Source organism: Streptomyces sp. TRM49041, assembly GCF_008271805.1.
Taxonomy (GTDB): Bacteria; Actinomycetota; Actinomycetes; order Streptomycetales; family Streptomycetaceae; genus Streptomyces.
The window spans coordinates 30,266-50,908 of the sequence record NZ_VSRY01000150.1; the positions used below are offsets into that span (position 1 = coordinate 30,266).

The following is a 20,643-nucleotide window of genomic DNA, read 5'->3' on the forward strand; positions in this document are numbered from 1 at the left end:
ATGTCCTTTCCTCTTCTGACGGTGACGGCGGCGCTGCCGGCTGTCGGTGCGATCGTCACCGCCGCCGTCCCGGCCGCGCGGCGCACCGCCGCCAAGTGGCTGGCGCTGCTGTTCTCACTCGCCACACTCGCCCTCGCGGCGACCGTCCTGGTGCGCTTCGACCCGGGCGGTGCCCGCTACCAGCTCACCGAGTCGCATGCCTGGATCAAGGACTTCGGGGTCCGGTACGAGCTGGGCGTGGACGGCATCGGCGTCGCGCTGATCGCCCTCACCGCCCTGCTCATCCCGTTCGTCATCCTCGCCGGGTGGCACGACGCGGACCCCCTGGCGGTGTCCGACAGCGGCTCCGCCGAGGGTCGGTCGAAGCGGTGGCGGCCCACTCAGGGCTTCTTCGCGCTGATCCTGATGGTCGAGGCGATGGTGATCCTCTCCTTCGAGGCCACCGACGTCTTCCTCTTCTACATCCTCTTCGAAGCCATGCTGATCCCGATGTACTTCCTCATCGGCGGCTTCGGCGACCGCGCCCACGCGGGCACGGACGAGAAGGCGGCCGCCCAGCGGTCGTACGCGGCGGTCAAGTTCCTCCTCTACAACCTGGTCGGCGGCCTCATCATGCTGGCCGCGGTGATCGGGCTGTATGTCGTCGCGGGCAACTTCTCGCTCACCGAGATCGCCGCCGCCCGGGCGAGCGGCGAGCTGAACATGGCGACGAACACGGAACGGCTGCTGTTCCTCGGCTTCTTCTTCGCGTTCGCGGTGAAGGCGCCGCTGTGGCCGCTGCACACCTGGCTGCCCAACGCCATGGGCGAGTCCACGGCGCCGGTCGCGGTGCTCATCACGGCCGTCGTCGACAAGGTCGGCACGTTCGCGATGCTCCGCTTCTGCCTCGGCCTGTTCCCGGAGGCGTCGAAGTGGGCCACGCCCGCGATCATCGTCCTCGCGCTGATCAGCATCGTCTACGGGGCGCTGCTCGCGGTCGGCCAGCGGGACATCAAGCGTCTGATCGCGTACGCGTCGATCTCCCACTTCGGCTTCATCATCCTGGGCATCTTCGCGATGACCAGCCAGGGCCAGAGCGGCGCCACGCTCTACATGGTCAACCACGGCATCTCGACTGCGGCGCTGATGCTGGTCGCCGGCTTCCTGATCTCGCGGCGCGGGTCGCGGCTCATCGCCGACTACGGCGGTGTGCAGAAGGTCGCGCCGGTTCTCGCAGGCACCTTCCTCATCGGCGGCCTGGCGACGCTGTCGCTGCCGGGTCTCGCGCCGTTCGTCAGCGAGTTCCTGGTGCTGGTCGGCACGTTCGCCCGGTACCCGGTCGCCGGCATCGTCGCCACGGTCGGCATCGTGCTCGCCGCGCTCTACACGCTGGTTCTGTACCAGCGGACGATGACGGGTCCGGTGAAGGAGGACGTCCGGTCGATGCCCGACCTGCGGCCGCGTGAACTGGCCGTGGTGGCCCCGCTGATCGCCCTGCTCCTCTTCCTCGGCGTCTTCCCGAAGCCGCTGACCGACATCGTCAACCCGGCGGTGCGGCACACCATGTCCGACGTACAGCAGACGGACCCCCGGCCCGATGTGGAGGCGGCCAAGTGAGCACAACGGACTTCCACAGCCTGTGGACGACGGCGGCCCAGCCGCTCGGCGAGATCCCCGCGCCGAAGATCGAGTACGCCATGCTCGCCCCGGTCCTCATCGTGGTCGGCGCGGCGGTCCTCGGCATCGTCGTGGAGGCCGTGGTGCCGCGCCGGGCGCGCTACCACAGCCAGCTCTTCCTGAGCACCGTGGCGCTCGCCTCCGCGTTCGCCGCCGTCATCGGCCTCGCCGTCACGGGCCACGGCACCACCAAGGCGCAGATCTCCGCGATGGGCGCCATCGCCGTCGACGGGCCCGCGCTGTTCCTGCAGGGCACGATCCTGCTGACGTCGCTCGTCGCGGTGTTCACCTTCGCCGAGCGGCGCCTCGACCCGGCCCGGCACGGGCACCGGGTCGACTCGTTCGCCGCCGAGGCCGCCGCCGTGCCGGGCAGCGACCAGGAGAAGGCGGCGGTCAAGGCCGGGTTCACCACGACCGAGGTGTTCCCGCTCATCCTGTTCGCGATCACGGGCATGCTCGTGTTCCCGGCGGCCAACGACCTGCTGACGCTCTTCATCGCGCTGGAGGTCTTCTCGCTGCCGCTGTACATCCTGTGCGCCGTCGCCCGCCGCAAGCGGCTGATGTCGCAGGAGGCCGCGGTCAAGTACTTCCTGCTCGGCGCGTTCGCCTCCGCGTTCCTGCTGTTCGGCATCGCCCTGCTGTACGGCTACGCGGGCTCCGTCTCGTACGCCCGGATCGCGGACGTCGTGGACGGCGCCGTCGGCACGGTCGACCCGGCACTCGCCGCCACCATGAGCAATGACGTACTGCTGCTCATCGGCTTCGCGATGGTGCTGATGGGGCTGCTCTTCAAGGCGGGTGCCGTGCCGTTCCACATGTGGACACCCGACGTCTACCAGGGCGCCCCGACCCCGGTCACCGGCTTCATGGCGGCGGCCACGAAGGTCGCGGCGTTCGGCGCGCTGCTGCGACTGCTGTATGTGGTGGTGCCGGGGCTCAGCTGGGACTGGCGGCCCGTCCTGTGGGGCGTCGCCATCATCACCATGCTGGGCGGCGCGATCGTCGCCATCACACAGACCGACGTCAAGCGGCTGCTCGCCTACTCGTCGATCGCCCACGCCGGGTTCCTGCTGGCGGGGGTCATCGCGGCCACGCCGTCCGGCATCTCGTCGGTGCTGTTCTACCTGGCGGCCTACTCCTTCGTGACGGTCGGCGCGTTCGCGGTCGTCACGCTGGTGCGGGACGCGGGCGGCGAAGCGACCCATCTGTCGAAGTGGGCCGGGCTGGGGCGGCGTTCACCGCTGGTGGCGGCGGTGTTCGCGGTGTTCCTGCTGGCCCTCGCCGGTATCCCGCTGACGTCCGGCTTCTCCGGGAAGTTCGCCGTGTTCAAGGCGGCGGCCGAGGGGGGCGCGGGCGCCCTGGTCGTGGTCGGTGTGATCGCGTCGGCGATCGCCGCGTTCTTCTACATCCGGGTCATCGTGCTGATGTTCTTCAGCGAGCCGAAGCCGGAGGGCCCGACCGTCGCTGTGCCGTCGCCGCTGACGTCGACGGCGATCGGCCTCGGCGTCGTGGTGACGCTGGTGCTGGGCCTGGCCCCGCAGTACTTCCTCGACCTGGCGGGCCAGGCGGGCGTGTTCGTCCGGTAGCGGGGCCTCACGTACGCAGCCGTCGGGAAGTCGCGCGGCCCGGCACCCGGAGCAGGGTGCCGGGCCGTTCCCACGGCTGTGGTCACGCGACGGGTGTCACACGGTGGCTGTCACATGGTGGCTGTCACAGCGCGGGCGGGGCGATACGGCCCGTGACCTCGCCGAGCCCGACCCTCGTCCCGTCCGGGCCCGGCGCCCACGCCGTGAGCGTGACCGCGTCGCCGTCCTCCAGGAACGTCCGCTTGCCGGTGGTCAGATCGAGCGTGTCCCGCCCGTTCCACGTCAACTCCAGCAGCGAGCCGCGCTGGTGCACCTCCGGGCCGCTGACCGTCCCGGAGCCGTACAGGTCGCCCGTACGCAGCGAGGCGCCGTTGACGGTCATGTGCGCCAGCTGCTGCGCAGCCGTCCAGTACATGGTGGAGAACGGCGGCTCGGCCACCACCTCGCCGTTGATCCGCACCGTGATGTGCAGTTCGAAGCCGCCCGGCTCCTCCTCGCCCGAGTCGTCCAGGTAAGGCAGCACCGGGAGGTCCCGGGCCGGCGGGGCCACGCGGGCCGCGTCCAGGGCCTCCAGCGGCGTCACCCACGCCGACACCGACGTGGCGAACGACTTGCCGAGGAACGGGCCCAGCGGCACGTACTCCCACGCCTGGATGTCGCGCGCCGACCAGTCGTTGAGGAGCGTCAGCCCGAAGACGTGCTCCCGGAAGTCGCCGAGCGCCACCGGGCGGCCCAGCTCGGACGGCGTGCCGACGACGAAGCCGACCTCCGCCTCGATGTCCAGCTTCGTGGACGGGCCGAAGACGGGCGCCGCGTCGGCCGGGGCCTTGCGCTGTCCCGACGGCCGCACCACGTCCGTACCCGAGACCACGACGGTGCCGGACCTGCCGTGGTAGCCGATCGGCAGGTGCTTCCAGTTGGGCGTGAGCGGCTCACCGTCCGGGCGGAACATCCGGCCCACGTTGGACGCGTGATGCTCGCTCGCGTAGAAGTCGACGTAGTCGGCCACCTCGTACGGCAGGTGGAGCGTGACCGCGTCCAGCGGATGCAGCAGCGGCTCGACGTCGGAGCGGTGGGCCGGGGACGTCAGCCACGCGGTGAGCGCCCGGCGCACATCGCGCCACACCGTGCGGCCCGCCGCCATCAGCGGGTTGAGCGACGGCTGCGCGAGGAGGCTCGCGTACGGCGAACCCAGCGCGTGGGCCGCGGCCCCGGTGTCCAGCACATGGCCGCCGATCCGTACGCCGACCCTGCGGCGCCCGGGTTCGCCGGCGGTGGAGAACACGCCGTACGGGAGGTTGTGCGGGCCGAAGGGATCGCCTTCGGCCAGGTCGAGCGGGCTCTGTTCGGGCTGCTCGGGCATCGGTGCTTGCCTCGCTTTCCACGTGTGTGGGGGACACGTTACGACCGAGCCGGGCGCTTCTCCCAGGTGTGGTGGAAGAGGACCTCGTCACCCTCGCGGCACACCAGTTCCATGGAGGTCAGCAGCGTGTCGTCGACCCGGCCGGTTTCGGAGCGCACCTCCACGGTCACGTCCCAGGGCAGCTCGGGCCGGTGCAGCCGCACCCGCCAGTCGGCGCGCACACGCGCGGAGAGCGGGCCGGAGGCGTCGACCTCGTATGTCTCCAGGGCCTCCTCGGTGAGCTCCAGGCCGTCCGGGTACTCGCGCACGGTGCCGTGCTCGTCGCCGCACGGATCGGCCTCCAGCCGCCACGCGCCGCGGGCCACGTCCCGTGCGAGCACGAGCGGCGGCCGCCGGCCGTCCAGCATGGCCGGGACGGCCACGCCCAGCGGCGGGGCCTGCTCGGGCGGTCCGAAGACGACGGCGGCGTCACCGGGGGCCGGGGCGCGGACGGGGAGGCGGAGGGAGCTGCCGGCCGGGTCGAGCGTGAAGCCGGCCCGCGCCTCCGGTTCGGGCCAGACCCAGGGCCAGTACGCCGAGGAGACCGCGATCCGGACACGATGGCCCGGCCGAAAGGTGTACCCGGCGGCGCCCAGCTCGCAGGTGTACGTGCCCGGTGCGCCGCCCGCCCGGAGGGCGCCGCGGGTGACCAGCGTGGAGGCGCCGTCCGGGGCCACGTCGCAGAGGCGGGCGGTCAGCCGAACGGCGGGTGCCGCGGGCTGGAGGTCGAGGCGGACCAGCGGTCGGCCCAGGATCTCGACGGGGGCTCCGTCCGCCGGAACGGGGAAGTCGAAGCACGCCGCGTGAGCGTCGTCGGCGCGCTGGTCGGGCGGCAGGTCGGCGTCGCCGCCGCGCGGGGTGAAGCGCCCGGCGTCCATGCCCGTGTGGAGCGGCGAGCGGACGATGACGGGGGAGCCCTGGAGCGCGTATGTGACGGGCGTGACGTGCGGGGACGGCCACGCCTCGTCGGCCCCCCAGCCGTCACCGAGCCAGGAGCGCAGGAGCGGCTCGGCCATGACGCCGTTCTCGCTTCCCCTCAGATGGTGGTCCCACCATCGCAGGGTCTCCTGGAGGAACCCGATCGCGGGCCCGGGCGGCTCGCCCCGGTCGGGGTAGCGCTGCGGCCACGGCCCCAGGATTCCGCGTACGAGGCCGCCCGGCAGGCGCTCGACCAGCCGCAGGACGGTGTCCCGGTCCGGTTCGTACCACCCGCCGACGGCGAGGACCGGGGCGCGCACAGCCCCGTGGTCGAGCGGCGCGGGCACCTCGTCGCCGAACGGCTCCAGGGCCTCCAGCCGCCGTACCCACAGCTCGCGCCACGCGTCGCCCGCGTACAGCGGATCGGGCGGCCGGGCCATGTGCGCGAGCCGCGCCACGGCTTCGGCGCCGGGCGCCACGAAGCCACCGTGCCCGCCGGGGCGGCGCCTGCCGGAGACGTGCCCGCCGGAGACGTGCCCGCCGGAGACGTGCCCGCCCGAGCCGTGCCCGTCGGAGGCGCAGACGGCGACGACGGCCGCGACCGCCCGCTCCGGTGCGAGCGCCGCCGCCCGGAGGGCCGTGGTCGCACCCGGGCCCAGGCCGAAGAGGCCGGTCAGGCCCGTGCACCAGGGCCGGCCGGCCAGCCACTCCACCACCGCCAGGGCGTCGCGCGCGTCCGCGTCCTGGCCGGTGTGCGGAACGCCCTCGCTGTTGCCGTGGCCGCGCGGGTCCACCCGTACCGAGGCGTAGCCGTGGCCCGCGTACCAGGGGTGGCGCTGGGCGTCGCGGGGTGCCGTTCCGTCGGTGAGACGGCCCGGGTCGTACTCCAGGAGCGCGGGTACCCGGGCCTCGGTCAGGGGCCGCCAGACCCGCGCGTACAGCCCGGTTCCGTCGGGGAGCGGAATGCGGACGTCCGCGTGGTCCGTCTCGTAGGGGAAAGAGGTGCGGACGGGCATGGAAGCGGACCTCCTCCACCGTTTCATTTCGGTCGTACGCACTGATCACGAACATACCGGGGGTGGCGGGAAGGTGCCCACGGCGATCCAAACGGGACCGGATACGCTGACGTGAGTGAATCCAGCGACACATCGACAATCCGTGTGATCGTCAGCAGACAGGAGAACCCCTCGTGACCGCAGTCGGGCCGTTCGGGCTGAGCGTGCGGGACCAGGCTCTCGAAGCCGATGTCCAGACCGGATTGGCGGCTGTCGAGGCTGGACTCCTCGATGCCACCAAGAGCGAGGTGCCGTTCATCACGGAGGCGGCCCAGCACCTGGTGCGCGCGGGCGGCAAGCGGTTCCGCCCGCTGCTCGTGATGCTCTCCGCGCAGTTCGGCGACCCGCACGCGCCGGGCGTCGTGCCCGCCGCCGTGGTGGTCGAGCTCACCCACCTGGCCACGCTGTACCACGACGACGTGATGGACGAGGCGCTCGTCCGGCGCGGTGTGGAGAGCGCGAACACCCGCTGGGGCAACTCGGTCGCCGTCCTGACGGGTGACTTTCTCTTCGCGCGCGCCTCACACATCCTGGCGGATCTCGGCCCCGAGGCGGTGCGCATCCAGGCGGAGGCGTTCGAGCGCCTGGTCACCGGCCAGATCCTGGAGACCGCGGGCCCGCGCGACGGCCACGACCCGGTCGAGCACTACCTGGACGTCATCGCCGGCAAGACCGGCTCGCTGGTCGCCGTGTCGGGCCGGTTCGGCGCGATGATGGCGGGCGCCGACGAGCGGGTCGTGGAGGTGCTGACGCAGTACGGCGAGCGGCTGGGCGTGGCGTTCCAGCTCGCCGACGACGTACTGGACATCGCGTCCGACTCGCACGAGTCCGGCAAGACTCCCGGCACCGACCTGCGCGAGGGCATCGCCACGCTGCCGGTCCTCCATCTGCGCGCCCTGGCGGAGCAGCACGGGCGGGCCGAGGACCTTGAGCTGGTCGAGCTGCTGGACGGCGACCTGACGGACGACGCCCGGCACGCCGAGGTGCTGCGCCGGCTGCGCGTCCACCCGTCGCTGGAGCTGGCCCGCCGTGACACGGTGCGGTACGCGCAGGAGGCGCGGGCGATGCTGGCCCCGCTGGCGGACGGGTACGCGAAGGCAGCGCTGGCCGAGCTGTGCGACCTGGTGGTGCACCGGGCGGGCTGAGTCCGGGGCGCCGACGTCCCGGATGGGGGAGGACCCTGATGCCGGGTCATCCCTGAGAGGTACGGCAAGTTGATGCCGCGGTCTGACGCCTCAGGAGTGCTGGTTTGGTCAGATTGTTACCACCACACCACGGAGGTAGCGCAGACATGGCACCGAACGACAGCGACGCACAGACCACGCGGCCCGCTCGCGCGAAGCTGGCGCGGTACGGGGTTCCGGTCGCGGTGGCGGGGGTGGCGGCGGCGACCATCGGGCTCGTCCCGGCGCTCGCGGCCTCCGGTGACCCCGACCTGCCGAAGATCACCGCACAGGAGCTCATCGAGAAGATCGCCGCGTCGGACGTCCAGCAGATGTCCGGCACGCTGAAGGTCAGCACCGACCTCGGACTTCCGGCGATGGCCGGGCTCGGCGACCTGATCGGCGGCGACACCGACGCGGCCGCGTCCGCCGACGCGAAGCTCATGGAGCTGGCGTCCGGTACGCACACGCTGCGGGTCGCGGCCGACGGCCCGGACAGGCAGCGGCTGACGATCCAGGACGATGACGACGAGTACACCCTGATCCACAACAGGGGAGAGGTCTGGGCGTACGACAGCAAGGCGAACGAGGTCGTCCACGAGAAGAACGACGACCAGGACGACGACCAGGACGGCGGTCGGGACGGCCACCGGCCCGGCGACCGGGCCGGTGACGCGGACGGCGCCGCCGACGAGCGGTCGCCCCAGGTCACGCCCAAGGAGCTCGCCACCGAGGCGCTCAAGGCGGTCGACGGTACGACGTCGGTCACCGTCGACGGCACGGCGCGGGTCGCCGGGCGCGACGCGTACCAGCTGGTCATCAAGCCGAAGCAGAGCGGCTCGACGATCGGCTCGATCAAGGTCGCGGTCGACGCGCGGAACGGCGTTCCGCTGAAGTTCACACTCACCCCCGGCGGGGGCGGCAAGGCCGCGGTCGACGCGGGCTTCACCAAGGTCGACTTCTCGAAGCCGGACGCGTCCACGTTCACGTTCACCCCGCCGAAGGGCGCGAAGGTGACGGAGGCGGACGACGCTCACGACGCGCACGAGCACGAGCCGGTCGGCGGGCTGAAGGACAAGGACCGCAAGGCACTGGAGGAGGGCCTGGAGGGCCTGGAGGGTCTGGACGACTTCCACGGCCTGAACGTGATCGGCGAGGGCTGGACCACGGTGGTCGAGCTGGCCGGACCCGGCGGCGTCGCCGGCGGCGGGCAGGGCGCGCCGAGGCAGGGCGGGCCGAAGCAGAGCGAACTGCCGCCCGAGGCCCAGCAGTTCCTGGACGGCCTCGGCAGCAAGGTCACCGGGAAGTTCGGCTCGGGCACGGTCTTCAAGACACGCCTGGTGAACGCCCTGATGACGGACGACGGCAAGGTCTACGTCGGCGCCGTGACCGAGCAGGCGCTGGTGGCGGCGGCGAACGACGCCGCCAAGTAGGCACATCGGCTACGAGGGGGCCCACCGCACAGGTCCGGTGGGCCCCCGGTTCGTGTCCCGCCTCAGAAGGTCAGCGAGAAGCTGTTGATGTAGCCGGTGTCGTACCGGGCCACGTCCTGGACCCTGAGCCGCCAGGTGCCGTTCGCCGCCTCGCTCGACGCGTCGACCGTGTACGTCTCGCGGACGTTGTCGGCCGAGTCGCCGCCGCTGGAGTTCTTCAGCCGGTACGCCGTGCCGTCCGGGGCGACGAGGTCGACGACCAGGTCTCCGCGCCAGGTGTGGACGATGTCGACGCCGACCCGCAGCCCGGCAGGGGCGTTGCCGCCGCGGCCGGAGACGGTGACGGAGGACGTCACGGCGGCACCGTTGTCCGGGATGGGGACGTCGGCGGTGTTCTGGTACGTGTCGCCCGTCGGCGGCTCGGTCGTCCCGGCGGACAGTGTCCACACCGCGTGCGCGAGGGCGTCGCTGTTCCGGTCGAGCGCGGTGTCGTCGATGTTGGACGTGGTGTCGCAGGACGAGTGGTAGCAGCGGTCGAAGGCCCGCCCGGCCGTACCGCCCCACTTCTGCGCCTGCGCGCTCGTCTTGGTCCGGCTCGCGCCCGTGAACAGCCCACCGACCGGGATGCCGACGTTCTTGAACGACGCGTGGTCGGAGCGCCCGTCGCCCTCCGTCTCGATCTCGGTCGGGACGCCGATGCCGGCGAAGTAGTCCTTGAGGGTCTTCTCGATGACGGGGTCGTCGTCGTAGACGAAGTAGCCGGGGTTCGGCGACCCGATCATGTCGAAGTTCAGATATCCGCTGACCTTCGACCGCTCGGCGGTCGGCAGGTTGGCGACGTAGTACCGGGAGCCGACGAGCCCCAGCTCCTCGGCGCCCCACCAGGCGAACCGCAGATGCTTGGCGGGCTTGAAGTCGGCCCGGGACACGGCGAGCGCGGTCTCCAGGACGGCGGCCGAACCGGAGCCGTTGTCGTTGATGCCGGCCCCGGAGGAGACGGAGTCGAGGTGGGCGCCGGCCATGAGGACCTGATTCGGGTCCCCACCGGGCCAGTCGGCGACGAGGTTGTAGCCGACCGAGCCGCTGGTGGTGAACTGCTGGACGGTGGTGGTGAATCCGGCGGCGTCCAGCTTGGCCTTCACGTAGTCGACGGACGCCTTGTAGCCGGTGCGGCCGTGGGCGCGGTTGCCGCCGTTGGCGGAGGCGATCGACTGGAACTGGTTGAGGTGCGCCTTGACGTTGGCGACGGGGATGTCGGGCGCGGCGGCCGCGGTGGCGGGCGCCGCGGTGGCGGCGGGTGCGCCGGTGCCGAGCAGCCCGGCGAGGGCGAGTACGGCGGCCACCGCGGTGCGTCTGGGTATGCGGGACGCGGAGTGTGTCATGTGGGGGCTCCGAATTCCGTACGGGGATGGGACGGAACGTGCGAGACGCCCCGCGACGGTCGGGTCGCGGGGCGTTGGAGCTTCTGGTGCGTGACTTGTGCGTCGTGCGTGCTGAATGTTCAGCGACGATTTGACTGCCCGTCAAGGGCATGAACAGGTCAAGCGGGTTCGCATACCGTACTGCCGGGGCACCGGACGGGCCTTCCGGCTACTGAACGCAGAACTCGTTTCCCTCGGGGTCGGTCATGACGGTCCACCGGCCTCCGGGTTCGTCGACGTGCCGCAGCACCGACGCGCCGAGCGCCTCGAGACGGACGACCTCGCCTTCCCGGTCGAGGTCGGCTCCGGCGTGCAGGTCGACGTGCAGCCGGTTCTTCGTCGTCTTCGGCTCGGGCACGCGCTGGAAGAGCAGCCGCCTGCCCAGGCCGGCGCCGCTCTCCGGTTCGTATGCGTCGTCCGGATGGCGGACGGCGGCCAGATCCCGCCATGCGCGGCGGCCGTGCGCCTCGACGGTCAGGTCGGCCGGTACGTGTCCGAGGCCCAGCAGCCGCTCGATGAGGGGGCTGTTGTCCTCGACCAGATAGCCCAGCGCCTGCGCCCAGAAGTCGGCCTGGGCGTGCGGGTCGGCCGCGTCGATCACAAGCTTCCAGTGGAGTGTGGTCATGTAACCGTTTATATTGGTTACATGACCGAGGCAGCAACAGGACTGACCCTGTACACGCCGGAGGGTCGCCCCTATCGCTTCGATCCGGGGGCTCTCTGCCTGGAACTGCTCACGACGGGCGGTCCGGGCCCACTGGCCCGCTACGAGGTCCTGGACACCCCGGCCGGCCTGCACGCCTGGCTGACGGCCGGCAGGCTCGCCCCGGGCCCGCCGCTCACCGTCGAGCCCGCCGACCTCCCCGCCGTACGGGAACTCCGTGACGCCCTCCACGGCCTCGCCGCCGCCCGCGCCCACCTCAGGCCGCTGGAGCCCGCGGAGGTGGCGGTGGTCAACGCGGCCGCCGCCGACGCCCCCCTGGCCGTCCGCATGACCCCGGAGGGCCACCGCGAATGGGCACCGGGCGCCACGGTGGCCGCCCTCCGGTCCACGATCGCCCGCGACGCCATCGCCCTGTTCACGGGCCCGCACGCCCACCGTGTGCGCGAGTGCGGCGCCCACGACTGCTTCCTGCTCTTCGTCGACACGTCCCGTCCGGGGCGCCGCCGCTGGTGCGCCATGGAACGCTGCGGCAACCGTCAGAAGGTCCGCACCCACCGCGCCCGCACGGCTCCGAAGGACCCCGGCTGATGCTGCGCGTCGCGGGGGGCGAGGGCCGCGCACGAGGGCGCCCCGCACTCAGACGCGCGGCGCCTCGGGCTCCGGAGTGGCCGACGGGCGCTCGGCGGCGGTCGGCACGGAGGTCCCCGAGGGTGACTGGGTCCTGGCCGCCGCCTCCGCCGCGAGCCGGGCCGCCCGCGCGCGGGTGCGGTGCGCCGTACGCAAGGCGTCCCACGTCAGGATCGTCAGCGCGAGCCACACCAGCGCGAACCCCGCCCACCGCTCCGGCGGCATGGCCTCCCGGAAGTACAGGACGCCCAGCAGGAACTGGAACACCGGCGCCAGGTACTGCAGCAGCCCCAGCGTCGACAGCGGCACCCGAATCGCCGCCGCCCCGAAGCAGACCAGCGGCACCGCCGTGACCAGCCCGGTCGACGCGAGCAGCGCCATGTGCCCGACGCCCGCCGTGCCGAAGGCGGCCTCGCCCCGGGAGCCCAGCCACAGCAGGTACGCGACGGCCGGCAGGAACTGGATGGCGGTCTCCGCGCCGAGCGACTCGAGACCGCCCAGATTGACCTTCTTCTTCACCAGGCCGTACGTCGCGAACGAGAACGCCAGCACCAGCGAGATCCACGGCGGCCTGCCGTACCCGACGGCCAGCACCAGCACCGCCGCGAAGGCGATGCCCACCGCCGCCCACTGCGCCCGCCGCAGCCGCTCCTTCAGCAGGACGACGCCCATGGCGATGGTGACCAGCGGGTTGATGAAGTAGCCGAGGGACGCCTCGACGACATGGCCCGCGTTCACGGACCAGATGTAGACGCCCCAGTTGACGGTGATCACCGCGGCGGCGACCGCGATCAGGCCCAGCTTGCGCGGCTGGCGCACCAGATCCGGTATCCAGGCCCAGCGGCGTACGACAAGGAGCGCGACCGCGACGGCCACGAGCGACCAGGCCATCCGGTGGGCCAGGATCTCGACGGCTCCCGCCGGCTGAAGCAGGGGCCAGTACAGGGGGACGAGGCCCCACATGCCGTAGGCCCCGATGCCGTAAAGGAGGCCGGCCTTCTGGTCGCCGCCGGCCCCGCCGCCCCCGCCACTCCTCGCCGCCACTCGCCGCCCGCCCTTCGAATCCCCGGCGTCCGCCGTCCCGCGCCCGCTGTCCGGATGACGGTAACGCCGCGTGGGACGGCCTGTCATGCCCGTATCGCGATACGGTCATGACGCGTCCGTCACAGGGACTTGAGCGCCTCGGCGACGCTCTCCGCGAGTGGCTTCGTCGGCCGGCCGATGAGCCGCGCGAGGTCCCCGCCGGTCCCGGCCCGCAGCCCGCGCGCGATGGCCTGGTCGACGTCGACCAGGATCGCGGCGAACGCCTCGGGAAGGCCCGCGCCCGTCAGGATCTCGAGGTGCGTCCCGGCGGGGACGTCGCTGTACACGATGTCCTTGCCGGACTGGCGGGCGATCTCCGCCGCGTACTCCGCGAACGACCACGCGGTGTCGCCGCTCAGCTCGTACGCCCGGCCGATGTGCAACTACTCGCCGACCGCGCTGGGCCGCGAGGCGGCCGAGCAGGTGTGGGCCCCGGCGCGCTGGTCCGAGCGGTCCCTGGGTGCCGTCGAGCAGGCCCGCCGGGCATACGACGAGGCCCGGTCCTGAGCCGGCCGTCACCAGCCGTTCAGGACCGGGCCTCGCGCAGTGCGTCCCGTGGAGGAATCACGTCCCGTGGACTGTGCGGAGCGCGTGGGGAGCCGGGTCAGCCGACGACCGTCCATGTGTCGTTGCCGGACAGCAGCGCCGCCAGGTCGCCCTTGCCGTGCTGCTCGACCGCCGCGTCCAGCTGGTCCGCCATCTGCGTGTCGTACACCGGACGCTCGACGCTCCGGAACACCCCGATCGGCGTGTGGTGCAGCGTGTCCGGGTCGGCGAGCCGCGACAGCGCGAACGCTCCCGTCGGGGAGGTCGCGTGCGCGTCGTGGACCAGGACCCGGGTCTCGTTCTCCGGCGTGATGTCCACGACCTTCAGGTCGCCGGTCGCCGGGTCCCGTACGACACCCTTCGAGCCCTCGGGGCCGAAGCGGATCGGCTGCCCGTGCTCCAGGCGGATCACCGCGTTCTCGGCCTGCTCCTTGTCCTTGAGGATCTCGAAAGCGCCGTCGTTGAAGATGTTGCAGTTCTGGTAGATCTCCACCAGCGCCGTGCCCGAGTGGTCGGCGGCCTGTCGCAGCACCTCCGTCAGATGCTTGCGGTCCGAGTCGACGGTCCGCGCCACGAACGACGCCTCCGCGCCCAGCGCCAGCGACACCGGGTTGAAGGGCGCGTCCAGCGAGCCCATCGGCGTCGACTTGGTGACCTTGCCGACCTCGGAGGTCGGCGAGTACTGGCCCTTGGTCAGACCGTAGATCCGGTTGTTGAACAGCAGGATCTTGAGGTTGACGTTCCGGCGCAGCGCGTGGATCAGATGGTTGCCGCCGATGGAGAGCGCGTCGCCGTCACCGGTGACCACCCAGACCGACAGGTCCCGGCGCGAGCTGGCCAGACCGGTCGCGATGGCCGGGGCGCGGCCGTGGATGGAGTGCATCCCGTAGGTGTTCATGTAGTACGGGAAACGGGACGAGCAGCCGATGCCGGAGACGAAGACGATGTTCTCCTTCGCCAGACCGAGCTCGGGCATGAAACCCTGCACGGCGGCGAGGATCGCGTAGTCGCCGCAGCCGGGACACCAGCGCACTTCCTGGTCGGACTTGAAGTCCTTCATGGACTGCTTGGTCTCGGCCTTGGGCACCAGGGTCAGGGCTTCACTTGGCATCGATGGCCTCCTTGAGGGCCTTGGCGAGCTGCTCGGCCTTGAACGGCATGCCGTTGATCTGGGTGTGGCTGCGCGCGTCGACCAGGAATCTCGCGCGGATGAGCATCGCGAGCTGGCCCATGTTCATCTCCGGGACGACGACCCTCTCGTACCGCTTCAGGACTTCCCCCAGGTTCGCGGGGAACGGGTTGAGATGGCGTAGATGCGCCTGCGCGATCGATTCGCCCGCGCCGCGCAGCCGGCGCACGGCGGCGGTGATCGGCCCGTATGTGGACCCCCAGCCCAGCACCAGCGTGTCGGCGCCGTCCGGGTCCTCGACCTCCAGGTCGGGCACGGCGACGCCGTCGACCTTGGCCTGGCGGGTGCGGACCATGAAGTCGTGGTTGGCCGGGTCGTAGGAGATGTTGCCCGTGCCGTCCTGCTTCTCGATGCCGCCGATACGGTGCTCCAGGCCCGGCGTGCCCGGCAGCGCCCAGGGGCGTGCGAGTGTCTCCGGGTCGCGCTTGTACGGCCAGAAGACGTCCGTGCCGTCGTCCAGGGTGTGGTTCGGGCCCGCCGCGAACGTGACGCTCAGATCCGGCAGGTCGTCCAGGTCCGGGATGCGCCACGGCTCGGAGCCGTTGGCCAGATAGCCGTCGGAGAGCAGGAAGACCGGCGTGCGGTACGTGATCGCGATCCGCGCCGCCTCCAGGGCCGCGTCGAAGCAGTCCGCAGGGGTCCGGGGTGCGACCACCGGCACCGGCGCCTCGCCGTTCCGGCCGTACATCGCCTGGAGCAGGTCGGCCTGCTCCGTCTTGGTCGGCAGGCCGGTCGACGGCCCGCCGCGCTGGATGTCGATGATCAGCAGCGGCAGCTCCAGGGAGACCGCCAGGCCGATCGTCTCCGACTTCAGCGCCACACCCGGGCCCGACGTGGTCGTCACGGCCAGCGACCCGCCGAAGGCCGCGCCGAGCGCCGCGCCGATACCGGCGATCTCGTCCTCCGCCTGGAACGTCCGCACACCGAAGTTCTTGTGCTTGCTCAGCTCGTGCAGGATGTCGGACGCGGGCGTGATCGGGTACGAGCCCAGGTACAGCGGCAGATCCGCCTGCCGGGACGCCGCGATCAGTCCGTACGACAGGGCGAGGTTGCCGGAGATATTGCGGTACGTGCCCGTCGGGAACGCGGACGCCGCGGGGGCGACCTCGTACGAGACGGCGAAGTCCTCGGTCGTCTCGCCGAAGTTCCAGCCCGCCCGGAAGGCCGCCACGTTCGCCTCGGCGATCTGCGGCTTCTTCGCGAACTTCTGCCGCAGGAACTGCTCGGTCCCCTCGGTCGGCCGGTGGTACATCCACGACAGCAGACCCAGGGCGAACATGTTCTTGGACCGCTCGGCCTCCTTGCGGGACAGCCCGAAGTCCTTCAGCGCCTCTACCGTGAGGGTGGTCAGCGGCACCGGGTGGACGCGGTAGCCGTCCAGGGAGCCGTCCTCCAGCGGCGACGTCTCGTAGCCGACCTTCGCCATGGCGCGCTTCGCGAACTCGTCGGTGTTGACGATGATCTCGCTGCCGCGCGGCACGTCGCCGATGTTCGCCTTCAGCGCCGCCGGATTCATCGCGACCAGCACGTTCGGCGCGTCACCGGGGGTGAGGATGTCGTGGTCGGCGAAGTGCAGCTGGAACGACGACACACCCGGAAGGGTCCCGGCGGGGGCGCGGATCTCGGCGGGGAAGTTCGGCAGCGTCGACAGGTCGTTGCCGAAGGACGCCGTCTCCGACGTGAACCGGTCACCCGTCAGCTGCATACCGTCGCCGGAGTCACCCGCGAAGCGGATGATCACCCGGTCCAGACGGCGGACCTCCTTCTCCGAGTCACGCCGCTGCGCGAGAGTGCCGCGCTGCTCCCCGGCGGCGGCCTCGCCGGCCTCCCGGGCCGCCTTGGCCGCGCCGCCTGTCTGCTCGGCCGGGCTACTGACCTGGCTGGTCACTGAACTGGACCTCCCTCGAGACAAGGGATCTCCCCGCCGTCGGCGGGAGAACGCTCGGAAGACGGCCGGACGACCGGCCGTCCCAAGGCCCACCCTACGTCGGTAAGGGTTCCCTTCCCTGGACCGCTCATATGATGGACGCCGCTCTGAGACGCCCGTATGTCCTGGAACATCATGCTTCGTCTCCCCCTGTGTTCCACTGGAGCGGCACTCACGGCCCGGACTTTGGTCCTAGGCCGTTCAGGAGGCCGCGTGCCCGGGTCTCAGGTGTTCAGGTAGGTCAGCACCGCGAGTACCCGTCGATGATCCCCGTCACTCGGCGAGAGGCCCAGCTTCAGGAAGATGTTGCTGACGTGCTTCTCCACCGCCCCGTCGCTCACCACCAGCTCGCGGGCGATCGCCGAGTTCGTCCTGCCCTCGGCCATCAGACCGAGGACCTCCCGCTCGCGTGGCGTCAGCCCGGCCAGTACGTCCTGCCGGCGGCTGCGGCCCAGCAGCTGCGCCACCACCTCCGGGTCGAGGGCGGTGCCGCCGTTCGCGACGCGCACCACCGCGTCCACGAACTCGCGTACGTCGGCGACCCGGTCCTTCAGCAGATAGCCGACGCCACGGCTGTTGCCGGCCAGCAGCTCGGTCGCGTACCGCTCCTCGACGTACTGCGACAGCACCAGCACCCCGACACCCGGGTGGTCCCTGCGCAGCCGTACCGCCGCCCGGACCCCCTCGCCCGTGTGGGTCGGCGGCATCCGTACGTCGGCGACGACCACGTCCGGCGGCGCTCCGTCGGCGGCGAGCCGGTCCACCGTCTTGACCAGCGCGTCCGCGTCCCCGACCCCCGCCACCACGGCATGCCCGCGGTCGGTCAGCAGTCGGGTCAGGCCCTCCCGGAGCAGTACGGAATCCTCGGCGATGACCACCCGCACCCTGTCGTCCACGGTCCCCCGCCCCCCACTTCGATCCGCTCAGGTCCGGTGATGTCCACCGTCGTCACCAGCATCGCAGGATCTCCGCCCCTACGGGCGAACAGTGTTCAACTGCGTTCAACCGCGCCAGGGCAGTTCGGCGCTGACCGTCGTGGGCCCGCCGGCGGGGGAGTGCACGGCGAGGATGCCGTCGACGGCGTCGAGGCGTTCGGCGAGGCCGGCCAGGCCGGTGCCGCCCGCGGGGTCGGCGCCGCCGTGGCCGTCGTCGGCGACCTGGAGGAGGAGCCGGTCGCCGGTGCGCCAGACGTCGACGGTGGCGTGGCGGGCACGGGCGTGCTTGGAGACGTTCTGGAGCAGTTCCGAGACGGTGAAGTACGCGATGCCCTCGATGGCGGGGGCGGGCCGGTTCGGCAGGTCCACGTCGACGGTGACCGGGACGGTGCACCGGGAGGCGACGGCCGAGAGCGCGGCGTCGAGGCCGCGGTCGGTGAGGACGGCGGGGTGGATGCCCCGGGCGAGGTCGCGCAGCTCCTGGAGGGCGAGCTTCACCTCGCCGTGGGCCTCCTCGACCATGCGCGCCGCGGCCTCCGGGTCCTCGGTGGCCTTCTCCCTGGCCAGGCCGAGGTCCATGGCGAGGGCGACGAGACGGGCCTGGGCGCCGTCGTGCAGGTCGCGTTCGATACGGCGCAGATCCGCGGCGGCCGCGTCCACGACCACGCCCCGGTCCGACTCCAGCTCCGCGACCCGCCGCTCCAGCCCGTCCGAGGGCCCGAGCAGCCCCCGCACCATCGCCCTGTCCGCGTTCGTCAGGGCACGGGCGACATACGGCAGCGCGGGCAGCAGTACGGTCAGCCCCACCAGCGTCAGGGCGAAGGTCAGCACCCCCCACGGCAGCCGGATGAACCCGAACAGGACCGTCCGCCACGCCACCGGGTCCCGCAGCGTCGTCCAGATCCGTGCGACTGGCCCGCTCCCCGGCCGGTACGGCAGCCGGCTCGGCTCGTCGACCCGTACGCCCAGCAGCGCCCGGGCCCGCGCACGCTCCGCCCGGCCCAGCAACCGCGCCCCGGCCAGCCCCGCGGCCAGCAGCGGCAGCCCGACGACGGTCACGGACAGCGCCGCCCCGGCGACCACCGTGACCGTGACGTACACGAAGGCGATGAGCGATACTGGCAGGTTCGACAGGAGGTGGGAGACCTCCTTCCACATGGCCGCCCCGAACCCGGTACGGGAGGGAGGAACGGGAGCCGGGCGGTTGCTGGGCGTGGTCATGGCGACCAGCCTGCCGGGGCGAAGTCGGGTGCGCCATGGGGCACATGGGTGGGGGCGGGTGGGGATAACCCCACCTCATGTGTGGCACGGCTGATTACCCGCGCTTTGCCAGGGCCTAGACTCCCGTGCGTACAGATCGCCGGATCGGCGCCCGTGGGGGCAGGAGGAGAGAGGGACGGACGTGCCGGAACAGACCGGGCTCGCGGCCGACTACTTCCAGAGCTACTCGGTCGTCGGACTCATCGCCGTCATCGGCGTGCTCTTCGTGGCCGTCGCGTTCGCCGCCGGGCGGCTGCTGCGGCCTGTCGTGCCGACGCCGGAGAAAATGCTGACGTACGAGTGCGGCGTCGACCCCGTGGGGGAGGGCTGGGCCCACACCCAGGTCCGCTACTACGTGTACTCCTTCCTCTATGTGATCTTCGCGGTCGACTCGATCTTCCTCTTCCCGTGGGCGACGGTCTTCGCCGACGCCGGATACGGCGCCACCACGCTGGTCGAGATGTTCATCTTCCTCGGCTTCCTGGCCGTGGGACTGCTCTACGCGTACAAGAAGGGCGTCCTGACATGGACGTGACTCCCGGCGCCACCCCCGAGCCGGTGACCTCCGAGCAGGCCGCGGCCGCCGCGGTGCCGGTACCGCTGCCCGAGCCGCAGCGGCTCGGTGTGCTGTCGAGGCTGGCGCCCGAACCGATGAAGGTGGTCCTGAACTGGGGCCGCCGCTACAGCCTCTGGGTCTTCAACTTCGGTCTCGCCTGCTGCGCCATCGAGTTCATCGCCGCGTCGATGGCCCGGCACGACTTCATCCGCCTCGGCGTGATCCCGTTCGCTCCCGGCCCGCGCCAGGCCGACCTGATGGTCGTCTCCGGCACGGTCACCGACAAGATGGCGCCCGCAGTGAAGCGCCTGTACGAGCAGATGCCCGAGCCCAAGTACGTCATCTCCTTCGGTGCCTGCTCCAACTGCGGCGGCCCGTACTGGGACTCGTACTCGGTGACCAAGGGCGTCGACCAGATCATCCCCGTCGACGTGTACGTGCCGGGCTGCCCGCCGCGGCCCGAGGCGCTCCTCCAGGGCATCCTGAAGCTCCAGGAGAAGATCGCCCGTGAGTCGCTGCACGAGCGGTACGGCTACGGGGCGGCCGCCCGGCCGTCGACCGCCGCCCTGCGCAGCGGCCTGGTCACCCCGCCGCCCGCGCCGGGAGGCGATGCGTCATGAACGCGTACGACACCCTCCCCGACGCCGTCACCGAGATCTTCGGCGCCGAGGCCACGGCGGAGCGCGCCTACGACCTGCTGACCGTCGACGTCCCGGCCGGCTCGTGGATCGCCGCGCTGGAGATCGCCCGCGACAAGCTGGGCTGCACCTACTTCGACTGGCTGAGCGCGGTCGACGAGCCCGGCACGGGCTTCCGCGTCTGCGCCCACGTCGTCGCCCTGGAGGGCCGGCAGGTCCGCCGCCTCCTCGTGCGCACCACGGTCCCGCACAGCGCCGCCGTGCTCCCCACCGCGGTGGAGATCTACGCGGGCGCCGGCTGGCACGAGCGCGAGACGCACGAGATGTTCGGCGTGATCTTCGAGGGCCACCCCAACCCGGTGCATCTCCTCCTCCCCGAGAACTTCGAGGGCCACCCGCTCCGCAAGGACTTCGTGCTGGCCGCACGTGTCGCCAAGGCGTGGCCCGGCGCCAAGGAGCCGGGCGAATCCGAGCACGGCGGCCCCAAGCGGCGCCAGATGCTCCCGCCCGGCGTGCCCGACCCCAACGAGTGGGGCCCCCTGAAGGGCCAGCTCCCGCCCGCCCCGGCCCGCCCGGCCCGCACC

At 71.7% G+C, this 20,643-nt stretch carries 18 protein-coding genes and 1 pseudogene; 9 read left to right on the forward strand and 10 right to left on the reverse strand.

Annotated features, from left to right (window positions below):
• Both FVS66_RS22880 and nuoN read left to right on the forward strand, forming a co-directional pair.
• Positions 1–1,596: an NADH-quinone oxidoreductase subunit M gene (locus FVS66_RS22880; protein ID WP_149183097.1), complete on the forward strand. Its 1,596-nt coding sequence runs from the start codon at positions 1–3 to the stop codon at positions 1,594–1,596.
• On the forward strand, positions 1,593–3,242 hold the full coding sequence (nuoN, locus tag FVS66_RS22885; RefSeq protein WP_149183078.1) for an NADH-quinone oxidoreductase subunit NuoN: 1,650 nt from the start codon (positions 1,593–1,595) through the stop codon (positions 3,240–3,242). Before FVS66_RS22880 ends, nuoN begins: the two co-directional genes overlap by 4 nt.
• A gap of 124 nt (positions 3,243–3,366) precedes the next feature.
• On the opposite strand, the gene fahA is transcribed toward nuoN, so the two are convergent.
• Positions 3,367–4,605, reverse strand: a complete 1,239-nt coding sequence (fahA, locus tag FVS66_RS22890; RefSeq protein WP_149183079.1) for a fumarylacetoacetase — start codon at positions 4,603–4,605, stop codon at positions 3,367–3,369.
• Positions 4,606–4,643: 38 nt separating this feature from the next.
• Positions 4,644–6,578 carry a CocE/NonD family hydrolase gene (locus FVS66_RS22895; RefSeq protein WP_149183080.1) on the reverse strand — a complete coding sequence of 645 codons (1,935 nt, stop codon included), beginning with the start codon at positions 6,576–6,578 and terminating at the stop codon, positions 4,644–4,646.
• Between the two features lie 173 nt (positions 6,579–6,751).
• Between FVS66_RS22895 and FVS66_RS22900 the strand changes: the two genes are divergently transcribed.
• Together FVS66_RS22900 and FVS66_RS22905 are read left to right on the forward strand one after the other, a co-directional pair.
• Positions 6,752–7,762, forward strand: a complete 1,011-nt coding sequence (locus FVS66_RS22900; RefSeq protein WP_149183081.1) for a polyprenyl synthetase family protein — start codon at positions 6,752–6,754, stop codon at positions 7,760–7,762.
• A 146-nt stretch (positions 7,763–7,908) separates the two neighbouring features.
• On the forward strand, positions 7,909–9,213 hold the full coding sequence (locus FVS66_RS22905; protein WP_149183082.1) for an outer membrane lipoprotein carrier protein LolA: 1,305 nt from the start codon (positions 7,909–7,911) through the stop codon (positions 9,211–9,213).
• A 62-nt stretch (positions 9,214–9,275) separates the two neighbouring features.
• On the opposite strand, the gene FVS66_RS22910 is transcribed toward FVS66_RS22905, so the two are convergent.
• Together FVS66_RS22910 and FVS66_RS22915 are read right to left on the reverse strand one after the other, a co-directional pair.
• On the reverse strand, positions 9,276–10,595 hold the full coding sequence (locus FVS66_RS22910; protein ID WP_149183083.1) for a M28 family metallopeptidase: 1,320 nt from the start codon (positions 10,593–10,595) through the stop codon (positions 9,276–9,278).
• A gap of 208 nt (positions 10,596–10,803) precedes the next feature.
• Positions 10,804–11,259, reverse strand: a complete 456-nt coding sequence (locus tag FVS66_RS22915; protein ID WP_149183084.1) for a VOC family protein — start codon at positions 11,257–11,259, stop codon at positions 10,804–10,806.
• 21 nt (positions 11,260–11,280) lie between these two features.
• Between FVS66_RS22915 and FVS66_RS22920 the strand changes: the two genes are divergently transcribed.
• Positions 11,281–11,886, forward strand: coding sequence for a CGNR zinc finger domain-containing protein (locus tag FVS66_RS22920; RefSeq protein ID WP_149183085.1), 606 nt, complete (start codon positions 11,281–11,283; stop codon positions 11,884–11,886).
• A gap of 48 nt (positions 11,887–11,934) precedes the next feature.
• Here the strand turns inward: FVS66_RS22920 and rarD are convergent, their stop codons facing one another.
• Entirely contained in the window at positions 11,935–12,969 is a 1,035-nt protein-coding gene (gene rarD / locus FVS66_RS22925) for an EamA family transporter RarD (protein ID WP_262387155.1), read from the reverse strand.
• Between the two features lie 119 nt (positions 12,970–13,088).
• Positions 13,089–13,388: pseudogene (locus tag FVS66_RS22930) on the reverse strand (KR domain-containing protein); the annotation flags it as partial.
• Here FVS66_RS22930 and FVS66_RS36205 point away from each other — a divergent pair.
• Positions 13,384–13,515, forward strand: a complete 132-nt coding sequence (locus tag FVS66_RS36205) for a hypothetical protein (protein ID WP_262387157.1) — start codon at positions 13,384–13,386, stop codon at positions 13,513–13,515. The pseudogene FVS66_RS22930 and the gene FVS66_RS36205 sit on opposite strands and share 5 nt — an antisense overlap.
• 97 nt (positions 13,516–13,612) lie before the next feature.
• On the opposite strand, the gene FVS66_RS22940 is transcribed toward FVS66_RS36205, so the two are convergent.
• From FVS66_RS22940 to FVS66_RS22955, 4 genes are all read right to left on the reverse strand, one after another.
• Positions 13,613–14,665 (reverse strand): 2-oxoacid:ferredoxin oxidoreductase subunit beta, encoded by a 1,053-nt coding sequence (locus tag FVS66_RS22940; RefSeq protein WP_149183087.1) that lies wholly within the window; start codon positions 14,663–14,665, stop codon positions 13,613–13,615.
• Complete coding sequence (locus tag FVS66_RS22945) at positions 14,655–16,631, reverse strand: 2-oxoacid:acceptor oxidoreductase subunit alpha (RefSeq protein WP_149183088.1); 1,977 nt, start codon at positions 16,629–16,631, stop codon at positions 14,655–14,657. Before FVS66_RS22945 ends, FVS66_RS22940 begins: the two co-directional genes overlap by 11 nt.
• Before the next feature lie 263 nt (positions 16,632–16,894).
• Positions 16,895–17,554 (reverse strand): response regulator transcription factor, encoded by a 660-nt coding sequence (locus FVS66_RS22950; RefSeq protein WP_316248208.1) that lies wholly within the window; start codon positions 17,552–17,554, stop codon positions 16,895–16,897.
• A gap of 117 nt (positions 17,555–17,671) precedes the next feature.
• Positions 17,672–18,826, reverse strand: coding sequence for a sensor histidine kinase (locus FVS66_RS22955; protein WP_149183090.1), 1,155 nt, complete (start codon positions 18,824–18,826; stop codon positions 17,672–17,674).
• A 181-nt stretch (positions 18,827–19,007) separates the two neighbouring features.
• On the opposite strand from FVS66_RS22955, the gene FVS66_RS22960 reads away from it, so the two are divergent.
• The 3 genes from FVS66_RS22960 to FVS66_RS22970 all read left to right on the forward strand — a co-directional run.
• Complete coding sequence (locus tag FVS66_RS22960) at positions 19,008–19,400, forward strand: NADH-quinone oxidoreductase subunit A (RefSeq protein WP_149183091.1); 393 nt, start codon at positions 19,008–19,010, stop codon at positions 19,398–19,400.
• Entirely contained in the window at positions 19,391–20,041 is a 651-nt protein-coding gene (locus FVS66_RS22965) for an NADH-quinone oxidoreductase subunit B family protein (protein WP_149183092.1), read from the forward strand. The genes FVS66_RS22960 and FVS66_RS22965 overlap by 10 nt, the downstream gene beginning before the upstream one ends.
• Positions 20,038–20,643, forward strand: a 606-nt coding sequence (locus FVS66_RS22970; RefSeq protein ID WP_149183093.1) for an NADH-quinone oxidoreductase subunit C, incomplete at its 3' end; no start/stop codon positions are given. The genes FVS66_RS22965 and FVS66_RS22970, both read left to right, overlap by 4 nt.